Raw genomic sequence first — 16098 nt, 5'->3', positions numbered from 1 at the left:
CTACCGACCGGTAACCGTCCTACACTCCGCGGGCATGCCCTTCCCGCACACGCCGGACGAGCGCGACCGCCCCTGGGTCATGCGCACCTACGCCGGGCACTCCTCGCCGGCGGAGTCCAACGCGCTGTACCGGCGGAACCTGGCGAAGGGACAGACCGGGCTGTCGGTGGCGTTCGACCTGCCCACGCAGACCGGCTACGACCCGGACGACGAGCTCGCGGTCGGTGAGGTCGGCAAGGTCGGCGTCCCGGTGACGCACCTCGGCGACATGCGTGCGCTGTTCGACGGGATCCCGCTCGGCGAGATGAACACGTCGATGACGATCAACGCGACCGCGATGTGGCTGCTCGCGCTCTACCAGGTGGTGGCGGAGGAGCAGGGGGCCGACGTCGCGCAGCTGGCCGGGACGACGCAGAACGACATCATCAAGGAGTACCTGTCGCGGGGGACGTACGTGTTCCCCCCGGGGCCGAGTCTGCGGCTGACCACCGACATGGTCGCCTACACCGTCTCGGCGCTGCCGCGGTGGAACCCGGTCAACATCTGCAGCTACCACCTGCAGGAGGCGGGTGCGACGCCGGTGCAGGAGATCGCCTACGCGATGAGCACCGCCGTCGCCGTCCTCGACTCGGTGCGCGACTCCGGGCAGGTGCCGCCGGAGCGCTTCGGCGAGGTGGTCGCGCGCATCTCCTTCTTCGTCAACGCGGGCGTGCGCTTCGTCGAGGAGATGTGCAAGATGCGCGCGTTCACCGAGCTCTGGGACGAGCTGACCCGCGAGCGCTACGGCGTCCAGGACCCCGCGCACCGCCGGTTCCGCTACGGCGTGCAGGTCAACTCGCTGGGCCTGACCGAGGCGCAGCCGGAGAACAACGTGCAGCGGATCGTCCTGGAGATGCTGGCGGTGACGCTGTCCCGCGACGCGCGCGCCCGGGCGGTCCAGCTGCCGGCGTGGAACGAGGCGCTGGGCCTGCCCCGCCCCTGGGACCAGCAGTGGTCGCTGCGGCTGCAGCAGGTGCTGGCCTACGAGACCGACCTGCTGGAGTACGAGGACCTCTTCACCGGCTCGGTGGTCGTCGAGCGGAAGGTCGCCGAGCTCGTCGAGGGCGCCCGCGCGGAGATGGCGCGGGTGCAGGAGATGGGCGGCGCGGTCGCGGCCGTCGAGTCCGGCTACATGAAGGGCCGGCTGGTGGCCTCGCTGGCGCAGCGGCGGCGGCGGATCGAGAGCGGCGAGGACGTCGTCGTCGGGGTCAACCGCTTCGAGGGCACCGAGCCCAACCCGCTGCTGGCCGACCTCGACACCGCGATCCAGACCGTCGACCCGGCGGTGGAGGCGGCGGCCTACGCGTCGGTCCGACAGTGGCGGGCCGACCGCGACCCCGAGCCGGTCCGGCGCGCGCTGGACGCGCTGCGCGTCGCCGCAGGCGGCGCGGAGAACCTCGTGCCGGCGACCCTGGAGTGCGCCCGCGCCGGCGTGACGACGGGGGAGTGGGCCGGCGTGCTCCGCGAGGTGTTCGGCGAGTACCGGGCACCCACCGGCGTCGCCGCGGCCACCGGCGGGGCGGCGGACGCGACGCTGGCCGGGGTCCGCGAGCGGGTCCGGGTCACGGGGGAGGAGCTCGGCGGCCGGCTGCGCCTGCTCGTCGGCAAGCCGGGGCTGGACGGGCACTCCAACGGTGCCGAGCAGATCGCCGTCCGGGCCCGGGACGCCGGCTTCGAGGTCGTCTACCAGGGCATCCGGCTCACCCCGGCGCAGATCGTCTCCGCCGCGGTCGAGGAGGACGTGCACGTCGTCGGCCTGTCGGTGCTGTCCGGCTCGCACCTGCAGGTCGTGCCTGCGGTGCTGCAGGGACTGCGCGACGCCGGGTTGGACGACGTCCCGGTCGTGGTCGGCGGGATCGTGCCCGACGGCGACGCCCGGCGGCTGCGGGAGCAGGGCGTCGCCCGGGTCTTCACCCCCAAGGACGTCGGGCTGACCGACATCATGGGCCAGATCGTCGACGTGGTGCGGGCGGCGAACGGGCTGGACCGGGCGGTGCCGGCCCCTACGGCGTGACGACGGCGCCGTCGGTGGCGCTGCGGCGGGCGGCGTCCAGCACGGTGGCGGTGGCCACGGCGTCCCGCGGGTCGACCGGCACCGGCCCCTGCCCCCGGACGGCGGCGGCGAAGGCCGGGTAGAAGGTGTCCCAGCGCCCGCGCTCGGTGGGCACCGTCTCGGCGTCGTCCCCGCGGCGCAGCCGGCCCCAGCGCTCCTGCGGCTCGGCGCCCCAGCGGTCGCCGAGGGTCGCCGGGGTCTGGCCGGCCAGCAGCAGCCCCTCCTGCCCGTCCATCGGTCCGCCGACGACGTAGGCGCCCTCGGTGCCGGCCACCCGGAAGCGGTCACCGGGCGCCCCCTGGCTCCAGCTGCCCCACAGGTGGGAGCGGGCGCCACCGGCGTGGGTGAGCGCGACGAAGACGTCGTCGTCCAGACCGCTGTCGCGCCGCCGCCACTCGGCGTAGACGCCGGTCACCGGGCCGAGGAGCACCAGCGCCTGGTCGACCAGGTGGCTGCCGAAGTCCAGCAGCGTGCCGCCGCCGGCCGCGGGCGGGCCCGGCTCGGGGGCGAACCGCTCGAACCGCGACTCGAAGCGGGTGACGGTGCCCAGCCGGCCGGCGTCGACGAGCGCCCGGACGGTGCGGAAGTCGGAGTCCCAGCGGCGGTTCTGGTACGGCGCCAGGGGGAGGCCGAGCTCCTCGGCCAGCCGCACGGTGCCGCGGGCGGCCTCCGCGTCGAGCGCGAACGGCTTGTCGCACACCACGGCCAGCCCGAGCCGCAGCGCCTCCTCGGTCAGCGCGGTGTGGGTGCCGGCCGGGGTCGAGACGGCCACGGCCTCGGCACCGGCGTCGGCCAGCTCCGCCAGCGAGGCGAAGGTGCGCAGGCCCGGGTGCTCGGCGGCCACCTGCGCCCGCCGCTCGGCCGAGGTGGTGACCACGCCCAGCAGGTCGCACTCGGGGGCGGCGGCCAGCAGGGGCGCGTGGAAGTACCGGCCGCCGAAGCCGTACCCCACCAGTCCGAAGCGCACGGGATCCATGGGCCGATCATGCCCTGCACCGGTTCCGAGACCGGGCGTACCGCGGCACGCACAAGACGTGACCGACACCCGCTACGGTGCCGCGCGTGCTGAGCTCCTGCCCCGCCGTCGCCGACCCCGACCGGCTGGCCGCCCTCGCCAGCTACCGGCTCGGTGGCCACGCCGGGGACGCCGACCTCGACGCGGTCGTGGCCTACACGGCCCGCGCGCTGCACGCGCCGATCGCGGTGATCAACCTCGTCGGCCCGGACCTGCAGTGCTTCCCCGCCGAGATCGGGGTCGGCGCGCCGTTCTCCACCGTCCCCGACGAGCTGTCGTTCTGCGCCTACGTGGTGGCCATGCGGGAGCCCCTCGAGGTGCCCGACGCGCTCGCCCACCCCGTGTTCGCCGAGAACCCGGCGGTGGCGGCCGGCGCGATCCGGTCCTACCTCGGTGTCCCCCTGATCGACGAGGACGGCTTCGTGCTCGGCTCGCTCGGCGTCTTCGACGACGACGTCCGCAGCTTCTCCGGCGACGACCTCGACGTCCTGGAGATCCAGGTGCGCCTGGTGCGCAGCGTCCTCTCCCTGCGCCGCCAGGTGGCCGCCCACCGCTGGGACGCCCGGCTGCTCGCCCTGCAGGGCCGGGTGCTGGAGGCCGTCGCGACCGGCGCCCCGCTGGAGGACGTCCTCGACCTGCTCGCGGCCGCGGTCCGCGACCTGACGCCCGACGCGGACGCCGGGCAGCAGCTGGCGCTGACCGAGACCGTCGACCGGCTGACCACCGTGGCCGCCGAGGCCGACGGGTGGCGCCGGGCCATGACGCGGGTGGCGCGGCAGGACCCGCTCACCGGGCTGGCCAACCGCGCCCACCTGCTCGACGCCGGGCGGGCGGCCCTGGCCGGGGGCGGCGCGGTGCTGTTCATCGACGTCGACCGCTTCAAGGAGGTCAACGACCGCGGCGGCCACGCGGTGGGGGACCAGCTGCTCGTCCGGCTCGCCGACCGCCTCCGCGACCAGCTGGAGGAGGTGCCGGACGCGGTGGTCGGCCGGCTCGGCGGGGACGAGTTCGCCGCCGTCCTGCCCGGCCTGGACCGCGAGACGGCGGCAGCGGTCGGCGAGCGCCTGGCGGCCGCGCTGGTCGACGAGGTGGAGGTCGGCCGGCGCAGCGTCCGGGTCTCGGCCAGCATCGGGCTGGCCGTGGCGGAGCCGGGGACGGCGTTCGAGGACGTCCTGCAGGCGGCGGACCTCGCCATGTACGGGGCCAAGGAGCGCGGCCGCGGGCGGTTGCACGGCGGCACCTCGCCGGTCGAGGTCCGCTAGCGTCGGCTCATGAGTGCTGAGGGTGCGCCCCGGGTCGCCCGCGACGGCGACGTCGTCACCATCACGATGTGCCGCCCGGCCAAGCGCAACGCGCTGTCCCGCGAGCACCTCGGTCAGCTGCTGGCCGCGGTCACCGAGGTGGGGGAGAGCGACGCGGCCGGCATCGTGCTGGCCGCCGAGGGGCCGGTGTTCAGCGCCGGGCACGACTTCGCCGACGTCGCCGGCCGGCCGGTGACCGAGGTGCGCAGCCTGCTGCAGCTGTGCACCGAGCTCATGCAGACGCTCCAGGACGTGCCGCAGGTCGTGCTGGCCCGCGTGCACGCCTTGGCCACCGCGGCCGGCTGCCAGCTGGTCGCCTCCTGCGACCTCGCCGTCGCGGCGGAGTCGGCCGGCTTCGCCGCTCCCGGCGGCAAGGGCGGCTGGTTCTGCCACACGCCGATGGTGGCGATCGCCCGCAACGTGGGCCGCAAGCGGGCGATGGAGCTGGCGCTCACCGGCGACGTCATCGACGCGCGGACGGCGCTGGACTGGGGGCTGGTCAACCGGGTGGTGCCCGACGCCGAGCTCGACGACGCCGTCGCCGACCTGGTGGAGCGCGCCACCCGCGGCTCGCGGGCCAGCAAGGCGTGGGGCAAGCAGACGATGTACGCCCAGCTGGACCGCCCGGAGCGGGACGCCTACGCGACCGCGGTGGAGGTCATGGCCTCGGCCAGCCAGCTGCCCGGCGCCGTGGAGGGCATGACCTCCTTCCTGGAGAAGCGCCGCCCCGTCTGGCCCGACTGACGTGTGCGGTCCTCCCGGCTCGGGGTGGAGGCGCGGCCACCACGTCCAGCGGGGAAGGGCAGGACCAGCGCATGAGTGAGCAGACCCCCGAGCACGCCGAGGTCGAGGGGGGCGGGATGGACGAGCAGAGCGACGCCCCGCTCACCGAGACCGAGGTCGAGACGTCGAAGAAGCCCGAGGACCGCGACAGCGACGTCTGACGCGAGAGCGCCGGCGTCACCTCCCGGGAGACAGGGAGGTGACGCCGCACGCGGTGAGTCCGGACACACCGGGGATGGTGCGGAGCGCGCGGCGCCTTGACCCCTGCGTGCGCAACGTGTGGGGCCTGACCCGGCGGCGCGCGCTCGACTTCGGGCGGATGACGGCCGACGGCTGAGTGCGCATCCCGCGCCCCCGTCGTCCTCTCTCGAACTCCCCGGAAGGCACTCTCCCGTGCTCGCTCGTCTCCGCCGCGTCCCGTTCGCGGCGCAGGTCCTCCTGGGCCTCGTGCTCGGCATCGCCCTCGGGCTCGTCGCCCGAGACCTCGGCCCCGTCGCCGACGGCACCCCCAACTGGCTGACCAGCACCCTCCAGACCGTCGGCTCCACCTTCGTGACGCTGCTGAAGACCCTGGTCCCGCCGCTGATCGTCACCGCGGTGATCGTCAGCATCGCCAACCTCAAGCAGGTCTCCAACGCCGCCCGCCTGGCCGGCCAGACCCTGCTGTGGTTCGCCGTCACGGCGCTGATCGCCGTCTCCATCGGCATCGGTCTCGGCCTGCTCACCGAGCCCGGCCGCAACAGCTCCGTCGACGCGGCGGCGCAGACCGACCCCGGCACCACCGGCTCGTGGTGGGACTTCCTCAACGGCATCGTCCCCGGCAACGTCTTCGGTCTCCAGGCCGCCCCGGCCGACGACGGGACGATCGGGCTGTCGTTCAACGTGCTGCAGCTGATCGTCATCGCGGCCGCCGTCGGCATCGCCGCGCTCAAGGTCGGCGAGCCGGCCGAGCCGTTCCTCGGCCTGGTCCGCTCCGCGCTCGCGATCGTGCAGAAGGTGCTGTGGTGGGTGATCCTGCTCGCCCCGCTGGGCACCGTCGGCCTGATCGGCAACGCCGTCGCCACCTACGGCTGGGAGTCCCTCGGCTCGCTGGGCGTCTTCGCCGGTGCCGTCTACGCCGGCCTCGCGCTGGTGCTGTTCGTCGTCTACCCGGTGCTGCTGCGGCTGCACGGCCTCTCGCCGCTGCGGTACTTCGCCGGTGCCTGGCCGGCCATCCAGCTGGCCTTCGTCTCCCGGTCCTCGATCGGCACGCTGCCGGTGACCGAGCGGGTGACCGAGCAGAACCTGGGCGTCCCGCGCTCCTATGCGTCCTTCGCCGTCCCGCTGGGCGCGACCACGAAGATGGACGGCTGCGCGGCGATCTACCCGGCGCTGGCGGCGATCTTCGTCGCGCAGTTCTTCGGGGTGGACCTGTCGATCACCGACTACCTGCTGATCGCGCTGGTCTCCGTCATCGGCTCGGCGGCCACCGCCGGGGTCACCGGCGCGGTGGTCATGCTGACGCTGACCCTCTCCACGCTGGGCCTGCCGCTGGCCGGCGTCGGCCTGCTGCTGGCGATCGACCCGATCCTCGACATGGGCCGCACCGCGGTGAACGTGGCCGGCCAGGCGCTCGTGCCGACGATCGTGGCCAAGCGCGAGGGCATCCTCGACGTCGAGCGCTACCGGTCGACGTCGACGACCGACCCGCTGGCCCCCGCCGACGAGCGCGGCGGTGTGGACGTCGACCTCCGCGAGCCCGCCACCGTCTGAGCACACCCGCACTGCCGGCCGGCCCGGTCCTCCGCCTGGAGGGCCGGGCCGCCGTCATCCACGGGTACTCGACGGGCCGAGAGCCGACCGGTCCGGGCCATGAAGGCGCTCATGACTCCGCGCTCCGGCGGCCGACTCCGACTCATGCCCTTCGAGCCTGCGTTCTGCACGGAGCTCAAGTCCTCCCGCTCGACCGACGCCGCGTCGTGGCTCGAGGGGTGGCGCGGTGGGCCCGGATCGCGTCATGGCCACTCCGCAGAACTTCCGGATGGTCGCCAGTCACACCGTCGGGCGGGATGGCACGCGACCCGAGAGTCCGGACGCTTTACGAGATCGTGACCCCGGCTGTTGAAGAACCGGTCGAATCCGGCCGATCACGGTCAGGAAAGTTCTGCACCTGCTGCGGGGAGTTTCGTTGGAACCGATGACTGATCCTGTGCCTCAGCCGGGCGGCCGAGCCGCTCCGTCTCATGAGGAACCCCCATCTACGGCGCGCGCCACGCACTCGATCGTCAAGAGCTGGCGGCTCTGGGCCGGAGTCGGCGCTCTGATCTTCGTGATCGGCGGTAGTGGTGCCGTCGGCTACACGCTTGGTCACAGCGCCGCGGAGTCGGACCAGGCAGCAGCGGACGCCGCAGCCGCGGCTGCTTCGGCTGCTGCGGCTGACTCCCGGCTGTCCGATGCTTATGGAACCTGTGTGAGCCGAGACGAGGACAACACCGTCGAACTCGGGGACGGCGGGGACAGCATCATCATCGACACCCGAAGCAAGTACACCAGCGTCGCCGGCGTGGCGTGCGTCCTGAACGACCTCGGCACGCCCGAGTCGATCGTTTCATCAATCGACCACACCACGGCGATGATGGGTTCGCGGGACGCCGAGCATGACGGTCTGACCTACACGTGGTCCTATCACCCGGACAACGGCGTGAACCTGGTCATCACGAACGAGGACTGAAGCCGCCCTCTGGTGCACTGCAGCGGCGCCTCGACCCCATCCGGAGGATGGGGTCGAGGCCACGCCGGTCGCGTCAGTGCTGCTGGAGGTCGGCGCAGCCGGTCTCGTGCGGCAGCAGCGGGCGCAGGGTGAGCGCCCAACGGCTGCCGTCGGCGGCCAGCCACGGCGTGAGGGCGTTGGCCCGGCCCGCCGCCTCGAGGACGGCGTCGGCCTCCGCGCCGCGGGCGACCACGCACGAGAGCCCGAGCCGCTCCTCCAGCCACTCGCCCGGAAGTGCCGGGCCGGGCCAGGTCGACTCCGGCTGGACCAGCTCCGGCTCCGGGGCGGCGGTGTACTCGGTCGCCACCGCGGCGACCGCGGCCGGCACGAAGGGCTCCGGACCCGCGGCGCCCAACGACGCGTCCGGCGAGTTCAGGACGTCGATCAGGCCCATCAGCTCACCGCGGACGGCGCGCTGCTCCAGGGTGAGGCCGCCGTCGTCGGGCAGCTCGAAGAGGGCCTGGACCTCGCGGACCGACGGGCCCTCCTCGGTGACCAGCGTGAAGCGGGTCGCCGGGGCGTCGGCGACCGGCGGGCTGCCCAGATCGCCGGTCTCGGGGACCCCGGCGGCCACGGCGCGGTCGACCACGGTCCGCACGCCGTCGGCGTCCAGCTGCCAGACCTGCACGTTGGGGAGCGCCGGCCCGGGGTAGATCGCCGGCACGGGGCCCTGGGTGAGCACCCGCCCGTCGGCGTACACGGCGACCAGCGGCAGCCGCCCGGCCAGCAGCTCCGGCGTCACGAAGCCGCCCACGTGCTCGACCAGCAGCACGGGCCGGCCCGGGTCGCCGGCGGCCGGGGCCTGGGGGGCGTGCGTGTCGCCCCCTCGCTGGGCGCACGCGCACAGCAGGAGGAGCAGGGCCAGGGCGACGGGCAGGGCTCTGGTCACGCCCGCCAGGATGCCGTGCGGCGCCCTGCCCGCCCCGGTCCGGCGACCCGTCGTTGCCGGTTCGGTACCGTCGGACCCCGTGCGCCTGGTCATCGCCCGTTGCTCGGTCGACTACATCGGGCGGCTCACCGCCCATCTCCCGATGGCGTCCCGCCTCCTGCTGGTCAAGGCGGACGGCTCGGTGTCGGTGCACGCCGACGACCGCGCCTACAAGCCGCTGAACTGGATGACGCCGCCGTGCTCGCTCAAGGAGGAGCTGACTGACGGGTCGGGCACCTGGACGGTCACGAACAAGGCCGGCGAGCAGCTGGTCATCACCATCGAGTCGGTCGAGCACGACTCCTCGCACGAGCTGGGCATCGACCCGGGCCTGCAGAAGGACGGCGTCGAGGCGGAGCTGCAGCGGCTGCTGGCGCTGCACGTGGAGACCTTCGGGGCCGGCTGGTCGCTGGTCCGGCGCGAGTACCCGACCGCGATCGGCCCGGTGGACCTGCTCTGCCGGGACGCCGACGGCGCCACCGTCGCCGTCGAGGTCAAGCGGCGAGGGGAGATCGACGGCGTCGAGCAGCTGACCCGCTACCTGGAGCTGCTCAACCGCGACCCGCTGCTCGCGCCGGTCCGCGGCGTGTTCGCCGCCCAGGAGATCAAGCCGCAGGCACGGGTGCTCGCCGGCGACCGCGGCATCGACTGCCTCACCGTCGACTACGCCGTCTTGAAGGGCACCGACGACCCGTCGCAGCGCCTGTTCTAGCGGCGAGCGGAGTCGCCCGAGCGCGGGAAGCGTCACCGAGAGACTCCGCTACCTTGGCAGCGTGGCCAGGGAACTGAACGAGGTCGGTGTCGTCGGGCTGGGCACCATGGGTGCCGGGATCGCCGAGGTGCTCGCCCGGGCGGGCCTGTCGGTGACCGCCGTGGACGTCGACGACGCGGCCGTGGCCCGTGGGCGAGAGCACCTGGAGCACTCCACCGGACGCGCGGTGCAGCGCGGCAAGCTGGACCCGGCCGAGCGCGACGCGATCGTGGAGCGGATCCGGTTCAGCACCTCGCTGGAGGACCTCGCGCACGCGGAGCTGGTGGTCGAGGCCGTGCCCGAGCGCATGGACCTCAAGTGCGAGATCTTCGGGAAGCTGGACAAGATCTGCCTCCCGGACACCATCCTGGCGACCAACACCTCCAGCCTGTCGGTCACCGAGATCTCCGTGGCCACCGGCCGGCCGAGCAAGGTCATCGGCATGCACTTCTTCAACCCGGCGCCGGTCATGAAGCTGGTCGAGGTCGTGCGCACCGTCGTCACCGAGCCGTCGGTGGTGGAGGACGTCGAGGCCCTGGCCACGCGGCTGGGCAAGGTCGACGTCACCATCGGCGACAAGGCCGGGTTCATCGCCAACGCGCTGCTGTTCGGCTACCTCAACCACGCCGTGTCGATGTACGAGAACCACTACGCCAGCCGCGAGGACATCGACGCAGCCATGCGGCTGGGCTGCGGCCTGCCCATGGGCCCGCTGGCGCTGATGGACCTCATCGGCATCGACACCGCCTACGAGATCCTCGACACCATGTACAAGCAGTCGCGCAACCGGCTGCACGCGCCCGCCCCGATCATCAAGCAGATGATGACCGCGGGGCTGCTGGGCCGGAAGACCGGCCGCGGCTTCTACACCTACGCCGACCGGGACTCCGCCCAGGTCGTCCCCGACGCCCTCACGCCGGCCGAGGGTGCCGCCGGCGCGGGCGCCCGGGCGGTGCGCCGGGTCGGTGTCGTCGGCTCGGGCACGATGGCGACCGGCATCGTGGAGGTGGCCGCCAAGGCCGGTCACGAGGTCGTCTTCGTCGCCCGCACCCTGGACAAGGTGGAGGCGGTGCAGGCCGCCCTGGGCCGCTCGCTGGACAAGCAGGTCGTCCGCGGCCGGCTGGAGGAGTCCGCCCGCGACGAGGCGCTGGGCCGGGTCACCGGCAGCGCGTCGCTGGACGACCTCGCCGACGTCGACCTGGTCATCGAGGCCGTGGTCGAGCACCTCGGCGTCAAGCGGGCGCTGTTCGCCAACCTCGGCGAGATCTGCAAGCCCGGGGCGGTGCTGGCCACGACGACCTCCAGCCTCCCGGTCATCGAGTGCGCCCAGGCCAGCGGCCGCCCGGCCGACGTCGTCGGCCTGCACTTCTTCAACCCCGCCCCGGTCATGAAGCTGGTGGAGGTCGTCTCCACGATCGCCACCGCGCCCGACGTCGCGGCCACCGCCCACGCGGTCTCGCAGACGCTGGGCAAGCACCCGGTCGCCTGCACCGACCGGGCCGGCTTCATCGTCAACGCGCTGCTGTTCCCGTACCTCAACGACGCGGTCCGGATGCTCGAGGCGCACTACGCGACCGCCGACGACATCGACGCGGCCATGAAGGTCGGCTGCGGCTACCCGATGGGCCCCTTCGAGCTGCTGGACGTCGTGGGTCTGGACGTCGCCCTGGCCATCGAGCGCGAGCTCTACGTCGAGTTCCGCGAGCCCGGTTTCGCCCCCGCCCCGCTGCTGGAGCACCTGGTCACCGCCGGCTACCTCGGCCGCAAGACCGGTCGCGGGTTCCGGGACCACGCGCGGGACTGAGCGCCAGGTGCCCCGCCGGAACGGCCGCAACGGGCCGCGCCCGGCCGCCCGCGATCCGTTCCGCCGTCCCGACCCCGTCGAGGAGGCCGCCGACGGGGACTGGGTGGTGCGGGCGGTGACCGGGGCGGCGACCGGCAAGACCTACCGCTGCCCGGGGTGCGACCAGGAGATCCGGCCCGGGGTGCCGCACGTCGTCACCTGGCCGGCCTACGCCCGCGACTCCGACCTCGACCCCTGGGACACCGGCTCGGCGGCCGACTCGCGCCGGCACTGGCACACCGCCTGCTGGCGCGCGCGGTCCCGGCGGCGCTAGGCGTCCTACAGCTGGGCGAGGACCGCCGTCACGACCACGTTGTCGGTGTAGCTGCGCCGGCCCCGGTCGAACTCCCCGCCACAGGTGACCAGCCGCAGCTCCGCGCGGGGCGTCGGGCCGTAGACCGCCGCGGTCGGGAACTCGTCCTTCGCGTACCGGCCGACCCCGGTGACCACGAAGCGGGCGGTCGTCCCGTCGCCGCGGTCCACGAGCACCTCGTCGCCGGCCGCGAGGTCGCGCAGCCGCCAGAAGACGGCCGGGCCCTCCCGCGAGTCGACGTGGCCGGCGACGACCGCCGGCCCCACGTCGCCGGGCGCCGCGGCGCCGGGGAACCACCCGGCCCGGTCGTACGCGGCGGGCGGCACCAGCGCGCCGGCCGCGTCCACCCCGAGCCGGACCAGGGGGCTGTCGACGCCGATGGCCGGCACGCGGACCCGCAGCGGCGCGGCCGACGGGGCGGCGGCGTCCTCGACGGCGACCGGCGTTCCCGCGGGCGCCGCCGGCGCGGGGGACAGCAGCGCCACGGCGCCGCCCACCAGCGCGGTGGCGGCCAGCAACCGGCGCACCACCGGCAGCACCGGACGCCGGGCCGCGCTCACCGGATCCGTGCCCGCAGCCGCAGCACGGTGAGGACGGCGGCGGCCAGCGCCGCACCGGCCACGACGGCGGGCAGGGGGGAGCGGCCCGCCGTCCCCCCGGCACCGGTCTCGATCCCGCCGGTGGGGACGACGGCCGCGCCGGCGGCGTCGAGCAGGACGCGGACGGTCAGCCCGCCGTCCGGCCGGTCGAGGACGAGCAGGCTGTAGAGGCTGCCGGCGGCCAGCTCGACCGGGACGTCGGCCGGCGCACCGCCGGACCGCAGCTGCAGCGCGGTCGCGCCCGCCGGCACCGCGACGTACGACCCGGCCTCGGGAGGACGCAGCCCGCCGGCGACCACGACGCCGTCGGCGGTGACGTCGAGGGACGGCGTCCCCGCGGCGGCGGCAACCACGCGGACGCGCGCCGCCCCGGCCGGGGGAGGCGTGCGGTCGTCGTCCAGGACCACGAGCCGCAGGTCGGCGAAGGAGCCCACCGCGGCCACCGTGCGGGCGGCGCCGGCGGGCAGCTCGACGGTCGACGACAGCACCGGCGGGCTGCCGGGCGCGGCACCGACGGCGCGGACGCTGACCGCGTAGGTGCCAGGAGGCACCTCCTGGTGCGTCGAGGCGTCGCCGTAGCCCAGCTCCTGGGGCGGGACGACCCCATCCGTGCCGCGGGCGGTCACCGAGAGGGTGACGGCCGGGGTGTCGGGAGAGAGGTGCGCGACCCGCAGCAGGGCCGTCTCCGCTGCCGCCGCGGGCAGGCCGGGGAGCACGGCGCCCGCGGCGAGCAGGACGACGACGAGGGCCCGCAGCGCGCGAGGGACGCCCCCGGCCGGGCGGGCGGCGCGCGCCGGGCGGGGGAGCAGGGAGCCGCTCAGCGGCGGCCGGGGGTCACCGGGCGGCTGCCGGTGTCGGGCTGGTCGGGCTTGACCGCCGGCTGGACCAGGGTCGGCGGGTCAACCCGGGCCCCGGTGGCCGTGCTGCCGGCCCCGACGGGTCGCAGCTGCTGGGTGGTCTGGGCCGACGGGTCCGGAGCGTCATTCCGGTCGTCCTCGTCCGACGGCGCCGAGGCCGGGGCCTGCTGCGACGGTGTCTCGTGCGCGGGCCCCTGCTGCCGTGCCCCAGGGGAGTCCGGCGCGGCCGGCTGCGCCGGCGGCCGGGTGGGCTGACGGGCCGCGGCCGCCTCCCCGGTGCCCGTGCGCGGCGGCTCGGCCGGGCGGGTGGCCGCCGGCTGCGGGGCCGTGGTGGGGCGGACGGCAGGCTGCTGGGCGGTCACCGGCCCGACGGGCTCCTGCGCCGCCGGGCGCGGCCCGGGCTGCGGCGCCGGCGACGGCTGCGGCGCAGGCGACGTCTGGGGTGCAGCGCCCTGCTGCGGCTGGCGGGGCGTCGGCGATGGCCGGTCCTGCCCGGGGACGGGCGGCCGCGGGCCGGTCGTGGGCTCGGGACGCCGGTCGCCGAGGTCGGGGAGCGTGTCCAGCACCCGCCGGGCCTCGGTCAGCCGGCCGACCAGCTCGTCGCGCACGGAGCGGACCGCCGCCGCGGCGGCCTCGGCCTCGCCGACCAGCCGGGCGGCGTGCTGCTCGGCCGCCGCGACCCGCTGCCGGGCGGCCTCGGCGGAGGCGTGGTCGCGCTCCTGGTCACGCTGGGCGGCCTCCTGCCGGCGGGCCCGCTGGGCGATCTCGAAGTCCTCCTCGACCTTCGTCCGCCGGGCCTGGGACTCGGCGTCGAGCCGGGCCACCTTCTCCTGGGCCTTGGCGACCAGCTCGTCGGCGCGGATCTGCGCCTTGGTGGCGATCTGCTCGGCGTTCTGACGGGCCTCGGCGATCATCCGCTCGACCTCGGCGCGGCCGGCGGCGTGCCGCTCGTGCATCGCCCGCTCCTCGGCGGCGGTCTGCTCGCGCAGCGCCTGCGCCTCCTCCTGGGCGGCCCGCCGGATGTCGGCGGCCTCCTCCTCGGCGAGCCGCAGCATGTGCGAGATGCGCTCGCTCATGTTCTCGAAGGTGGCCGGGCCCGCGGAGGCGGCCTTGCGGCGCAGCGCCTCGATCTCCCCGTGCATGGCCTGGAGCTGGCCGGCGAGGTCGGTGGAGCGGGCCATCGCGGCGTCCCGGTCGGCGTAGGCCACCCGGATGTCGGCCTCGAGGCGCTCGATCGTCTCGGCGACCTGGTGCCGGTCGAAACCCCGCAGCACGACGTCGAACGAGTGCTGGGCCTCACGCATGGGCAGCATGTCGCGGCGGGGGTCGCTCATACGTCCATCCTCGCAGAGTCGGGGTACGGGGTCCGGCGTGTCGCCGAGTCTCCCAGCAGACTGCCAGGGCCACCCTGCCCCGGAGCTACCCCGGCCCCGACCGGGGTGCGGGCGGGGCCGGGAGAGCGCGGCGGAGGGCGGCGTGGTCACACGCCCCGGAAGCGGTTGATCGCGGAGAGGTGCTTCGCCCGCTTCTCGTGGTCGGTGACCCCGAGGCCCTCCCGCGGGGCGAGGGTCAGGACGCCGACCTTGCCCTGGTGGGCGTTGTTCTTGACGTCGCAGGCGGCCTGGCCGACCTGCTCCATCGGGTAGACCTTCGACAGGGTCGGGTGGACCAGTCCGCGGTCGATGAGCCGGTTGGCCTCCCACGCCTCCTTGTAGTTGGCGAAGTGCGACCCGATGACCCGCTTGAGGTTCATCCAGAGGTAGCGGTTGTCGTACTGGTGCAGGAAACCGCTGGTGGATGCGCAGGTGACGATCGTGCCGCCCTTCTTCGCGACGTAGACCGACGCGCCGAAGGTCTCCCGGCCCGGGTGCTCGAAGACGATGTCGGGGTCGTCACCACCGGTCAGCTCGCGGATCCGCTTGCCGAACCGCTGCCACTCCCGCGGGTCCTGGGTGTCCTCGTCCTTCCAGAACGTGTAGCCCTCCGCGGAGCGGTCGATGACCAGCCCGGCGCCCATCGAGTGCACGATGGCGGCCTTCTCCGGGCTGGAGACGACGCAGACCGGGATGGCGCCGCCGTTGAGGGCCATCTGGGTGGCGTAGGAACCCAGGCCACCGGAGGCACCCCAGATGAGGACGACGTCCCCCTGCTTCATGGCCGCCCCGTTGTGGCTGACCAGCTGCCGGTAGGCGGTGGAGTTGACCAGCCCGGGGCCGGCGGCCTCCTCCCAGGTGAGGTGGGCCGGCTTGGGCATGAGCTGGTTGCTCTTGACCAGGGCCAGCTCGGCCAGGCCGCCGAAGTTGGTCTCGAAGCCCCAGATCCGCTGCTGCGGGTCGAGCATGGTGTCGTCGTGGCCGGCCGGGTCCTCCAGCTCCACCGACAGGCAGTGGGCGACCACCTCGTCGCCGGGCTGCCACTTGTGCACCCCCGGGCCCACCCGCAGGACGACGCCGGCCAGGTCGGACCCGACCACGTGGTAGGGCAGGTCGTGCCGCTTGGCCAGGTCGTGCAGCCGGCCGTAGCGCTCCAGGAAGCCGAAGGTGGAGACCGGCTCGAAGATCGACGTCCAGACGGTGTTGTAGTTCACCGACGAGGCCATCACCGCCACGATCGCCTCGCCCGGGCCGAGCTCCGGGGTCGGCACCTCCTCGACGTGCAGCGACTTGCGGGGGTCCTTGTCCTTGGTGGGCAGGCCCTCGAACATGTCCTGCTCGTCCTTGCGGACCAGCACGGCCCGGTAGGACTCCGGCACCGGCAGCCCGGCCAGGGCGTCGGTGTGCTCGGCGAGGATGGCGTCCCTGATCTCGAACACGTGCGTCTCCCGGGGCTTCGTCGACGAAGAACGGTGCCGTGGCGCGAGACGTTAC

The 16098-nt window shown here is 74.5% G+C and carries 15 protein-coding genes; 9 read left to right on the top strand and 6 right to left on the bottom strand.

The genetic code is table 11. The features are described 5' to 3' along the window. Positions 1–34 precede the first annotated feature (34 nt). A complete protein-coding gene (locus ACI78Q_RS05125; RefSeq protein ID WP_456922240.1) occupies positions 35–2053 on the top strand; it encodes a methylmalonyl-CoA mutase family protein in 2019 nt (672 codons plus the stop codon). Here the strand turns inward: ACI78Q_RS05125 and ACI78Q_RS05120 are convergent. After that, positions 2043–3068 (bottom strand): Gfo/Idh/MocA family protein, encoded by a 1026-nt coding sequence (locus tag ACI78Q_RS05120; protein ID WP_456922239.1) that lies wholly within the window; start codon positions 3066–3068, stop codon positions 2043–2045. The two genes, ACI78Q_RS05125 and ACI78Q_RS05120, sit on opposite strands and share 11 nt — an antisense overlap. A gap of 86 nt (positions 3069–3154) precedes the next feature. Here ACI78Q_RS05120 and ACI78Q_RS05115 point away from each other — a divergent pair, with 86 nt between their 5' ends. From ACI78Q_RS05115 to ACI78Q_RS05095, 5 genes are all read left to right on the top strand, one after another. Continuing rightward, positions 3155–4369, top strand: a complete 1215-nt coding sequence (locus ACI78Q_RS05115) for a diguanylate cyclase domain-containing protein (RefSeq protein WP_456922238.1) — start codon at positions 3155–3157, stop codon at positions 4367–4369. Positions 4370–4378: 9 nt separating this feature from the next. After that, entirely contained in the window at positions 4379–5152 is a 774-nt protein-coding gene (locus ACI78Q_RS05110; protein WP_456922237.1) for an enoyl-CoA hydratase-related protein, read from the top strand. Between the two features lie 71 nt (positions 5153–5223). Further along, positions 5224–5352, top strand: a complete 129-nt coding sequence (locus ACI78Q_RS05105) for a hypothetical protein (protein ID WP_456922236.1) — start codon at positions 5224–5226, stop codon at positions 5350–5352. A gap of 232 nt (positions 5353–5584) precedes the next feature. Beyond that, positions 5585–6943, top strand: coding sequence for a dicarboxylate/amino acid:cation symporter (locus tag ACI78Q_RS05100; protein ID WP_456922235.1), 1359 nt, complete (start codon positions 5585–5587; stop codon positions 6941–6943). Between the two features lie 424 nt (positions 6944–7367). Continuing rightward, entirely contained in the window at positions 7368–7901 is a 534-nt protein-coding gene (locus tag ACI78Q_RS05095; protein ID WP_456922234.1) for a hypothetical protein, read from the top strand. Between the two features lie 73 nt (positions 7902–7974). Here ACI78Q_RS05095 and ACI78Q_RS05090 read toward each other — a convergent pair whose 3' ends face one another. After that, positions 7975–8829: a hypothetical protein gene (locus ACI78Q_RS05090; protein ID WP_456922233.1), complete on the bottom strand. Its 855-nt coding sequence runs from the start codon at positions 8827–8829 to the stop codon at positions 7975–7977. 79 nt (positions 8830–8908) lie between these two features. On the opposite strand from ACI78Q_RS05090, the gene nucS reads away from it, so the two are divergent. The 3 genes from nucS (at position 8909) to ACI78Q_RS05075 (ending at position 11736) form a co-directional block, all read left to right on the top strand. Beyond that, the gene (nucS, locus tag ACI78Q_RS05085) at positions 8909–9580 is read left to right on the top strand and encodes an endonuclease NucS (protein WP_456922232.1); all 672 of its coding nucleotides are present in this window, start codon (positions 8909–8911) and stop codon (positions 9578–9580) included. A 61-nt stretch (positions 9581–9641) separates the two neighbouring features. Continuing rightward, the gene (locus ACI78Q_RS05080) at positions 9642–11423 is read left to right on the top strand and encodes a 3-hydroxyacyl-CoA dehydrogenase family protein (RefSeq protein WP_456922231.1); all 1782 of its coding nucleotides are present in this window, start codon (positions 9642–9644) and stop codon (positions 11421–11423) included. A gap of 7 nt (positions 11424–11430) precedes the next feature. Next, complete coding sequence (locus tag ACI78Q_RS05075) at positions 11431–11736, top strand: hypothetical protein (RefSeq protein ID WP_456922230.1); 306 nt, start codon at positions 11431–11433, stop codon at positions 11734–11736. A gap of 5 nt (positions 11737–11741) precedes the next feature. Here the strand turns inward: ACI78Q_RS05075 and ACI78Q_RS05070 are convergent, their stop codons facing one another. From ACI78Q_RS05070 to ccrA, 4 genes are all read right to left on the bottom strand, one after another. Beyond that, positions 11742–12335 (bottom strand): class F sortase, encoded by a 594-nt coding sequence (locus ACI78Q_RS05070; protein ID WP_456922229.1) that lies wholly within the window; start codon positions 12333–12335, stop codon positions 11742–11744. Further along, the gene (locus ACI78Q_RS05065) at positions 12332–13090 is read right to left on the bottom strand and encodes a DUF4397 domain-containing protein (protein WP_456922228.1); all 759 of its coding nucleotides are present in this window, start codon (positions 13088–13090) and stop codon (positions 12332–12334) included. The genes ACI78Q_RS05070 and ACI78Q_RS05065 overlap by 4 nt, the downstream gene beginning before the upstream one ends. A gap of 101 nt (positions 13091–13191) precedes the next feature. Then, positions 13192–14565: a hypothetical protein gene (locus tag ACI78Q_RS05060; RefSeq protein WP_456922227.1), complete on the bottom strand. Its 1374-nt coding sequence runs from the start codon at positions 14563–14565 to the stop codon at positions 13192–13194. A 146-nt stretch (positions 14566–14711) separates the two neighbouring features. Then, positions 14712–16043, bottom strand: coding sequence for a crotonyl-CoA carboxylase/reductase (gene ccrA, locus ACI78Q_RS05055; RefSeq protein WP_456922226.1), 1332 nt, complete (start codon positions 16041–16043; stop codon positions 14712–14714). Positions 16044–16098 lie beyond the last annotated feature (55 nt).

Source organism: Geodermatophilus sp. SYSU D00705 (genome assembly GCF_054050135.1).
This window is presented reverse-complemented; position numbering and strand designations above follow the sequence as displayed.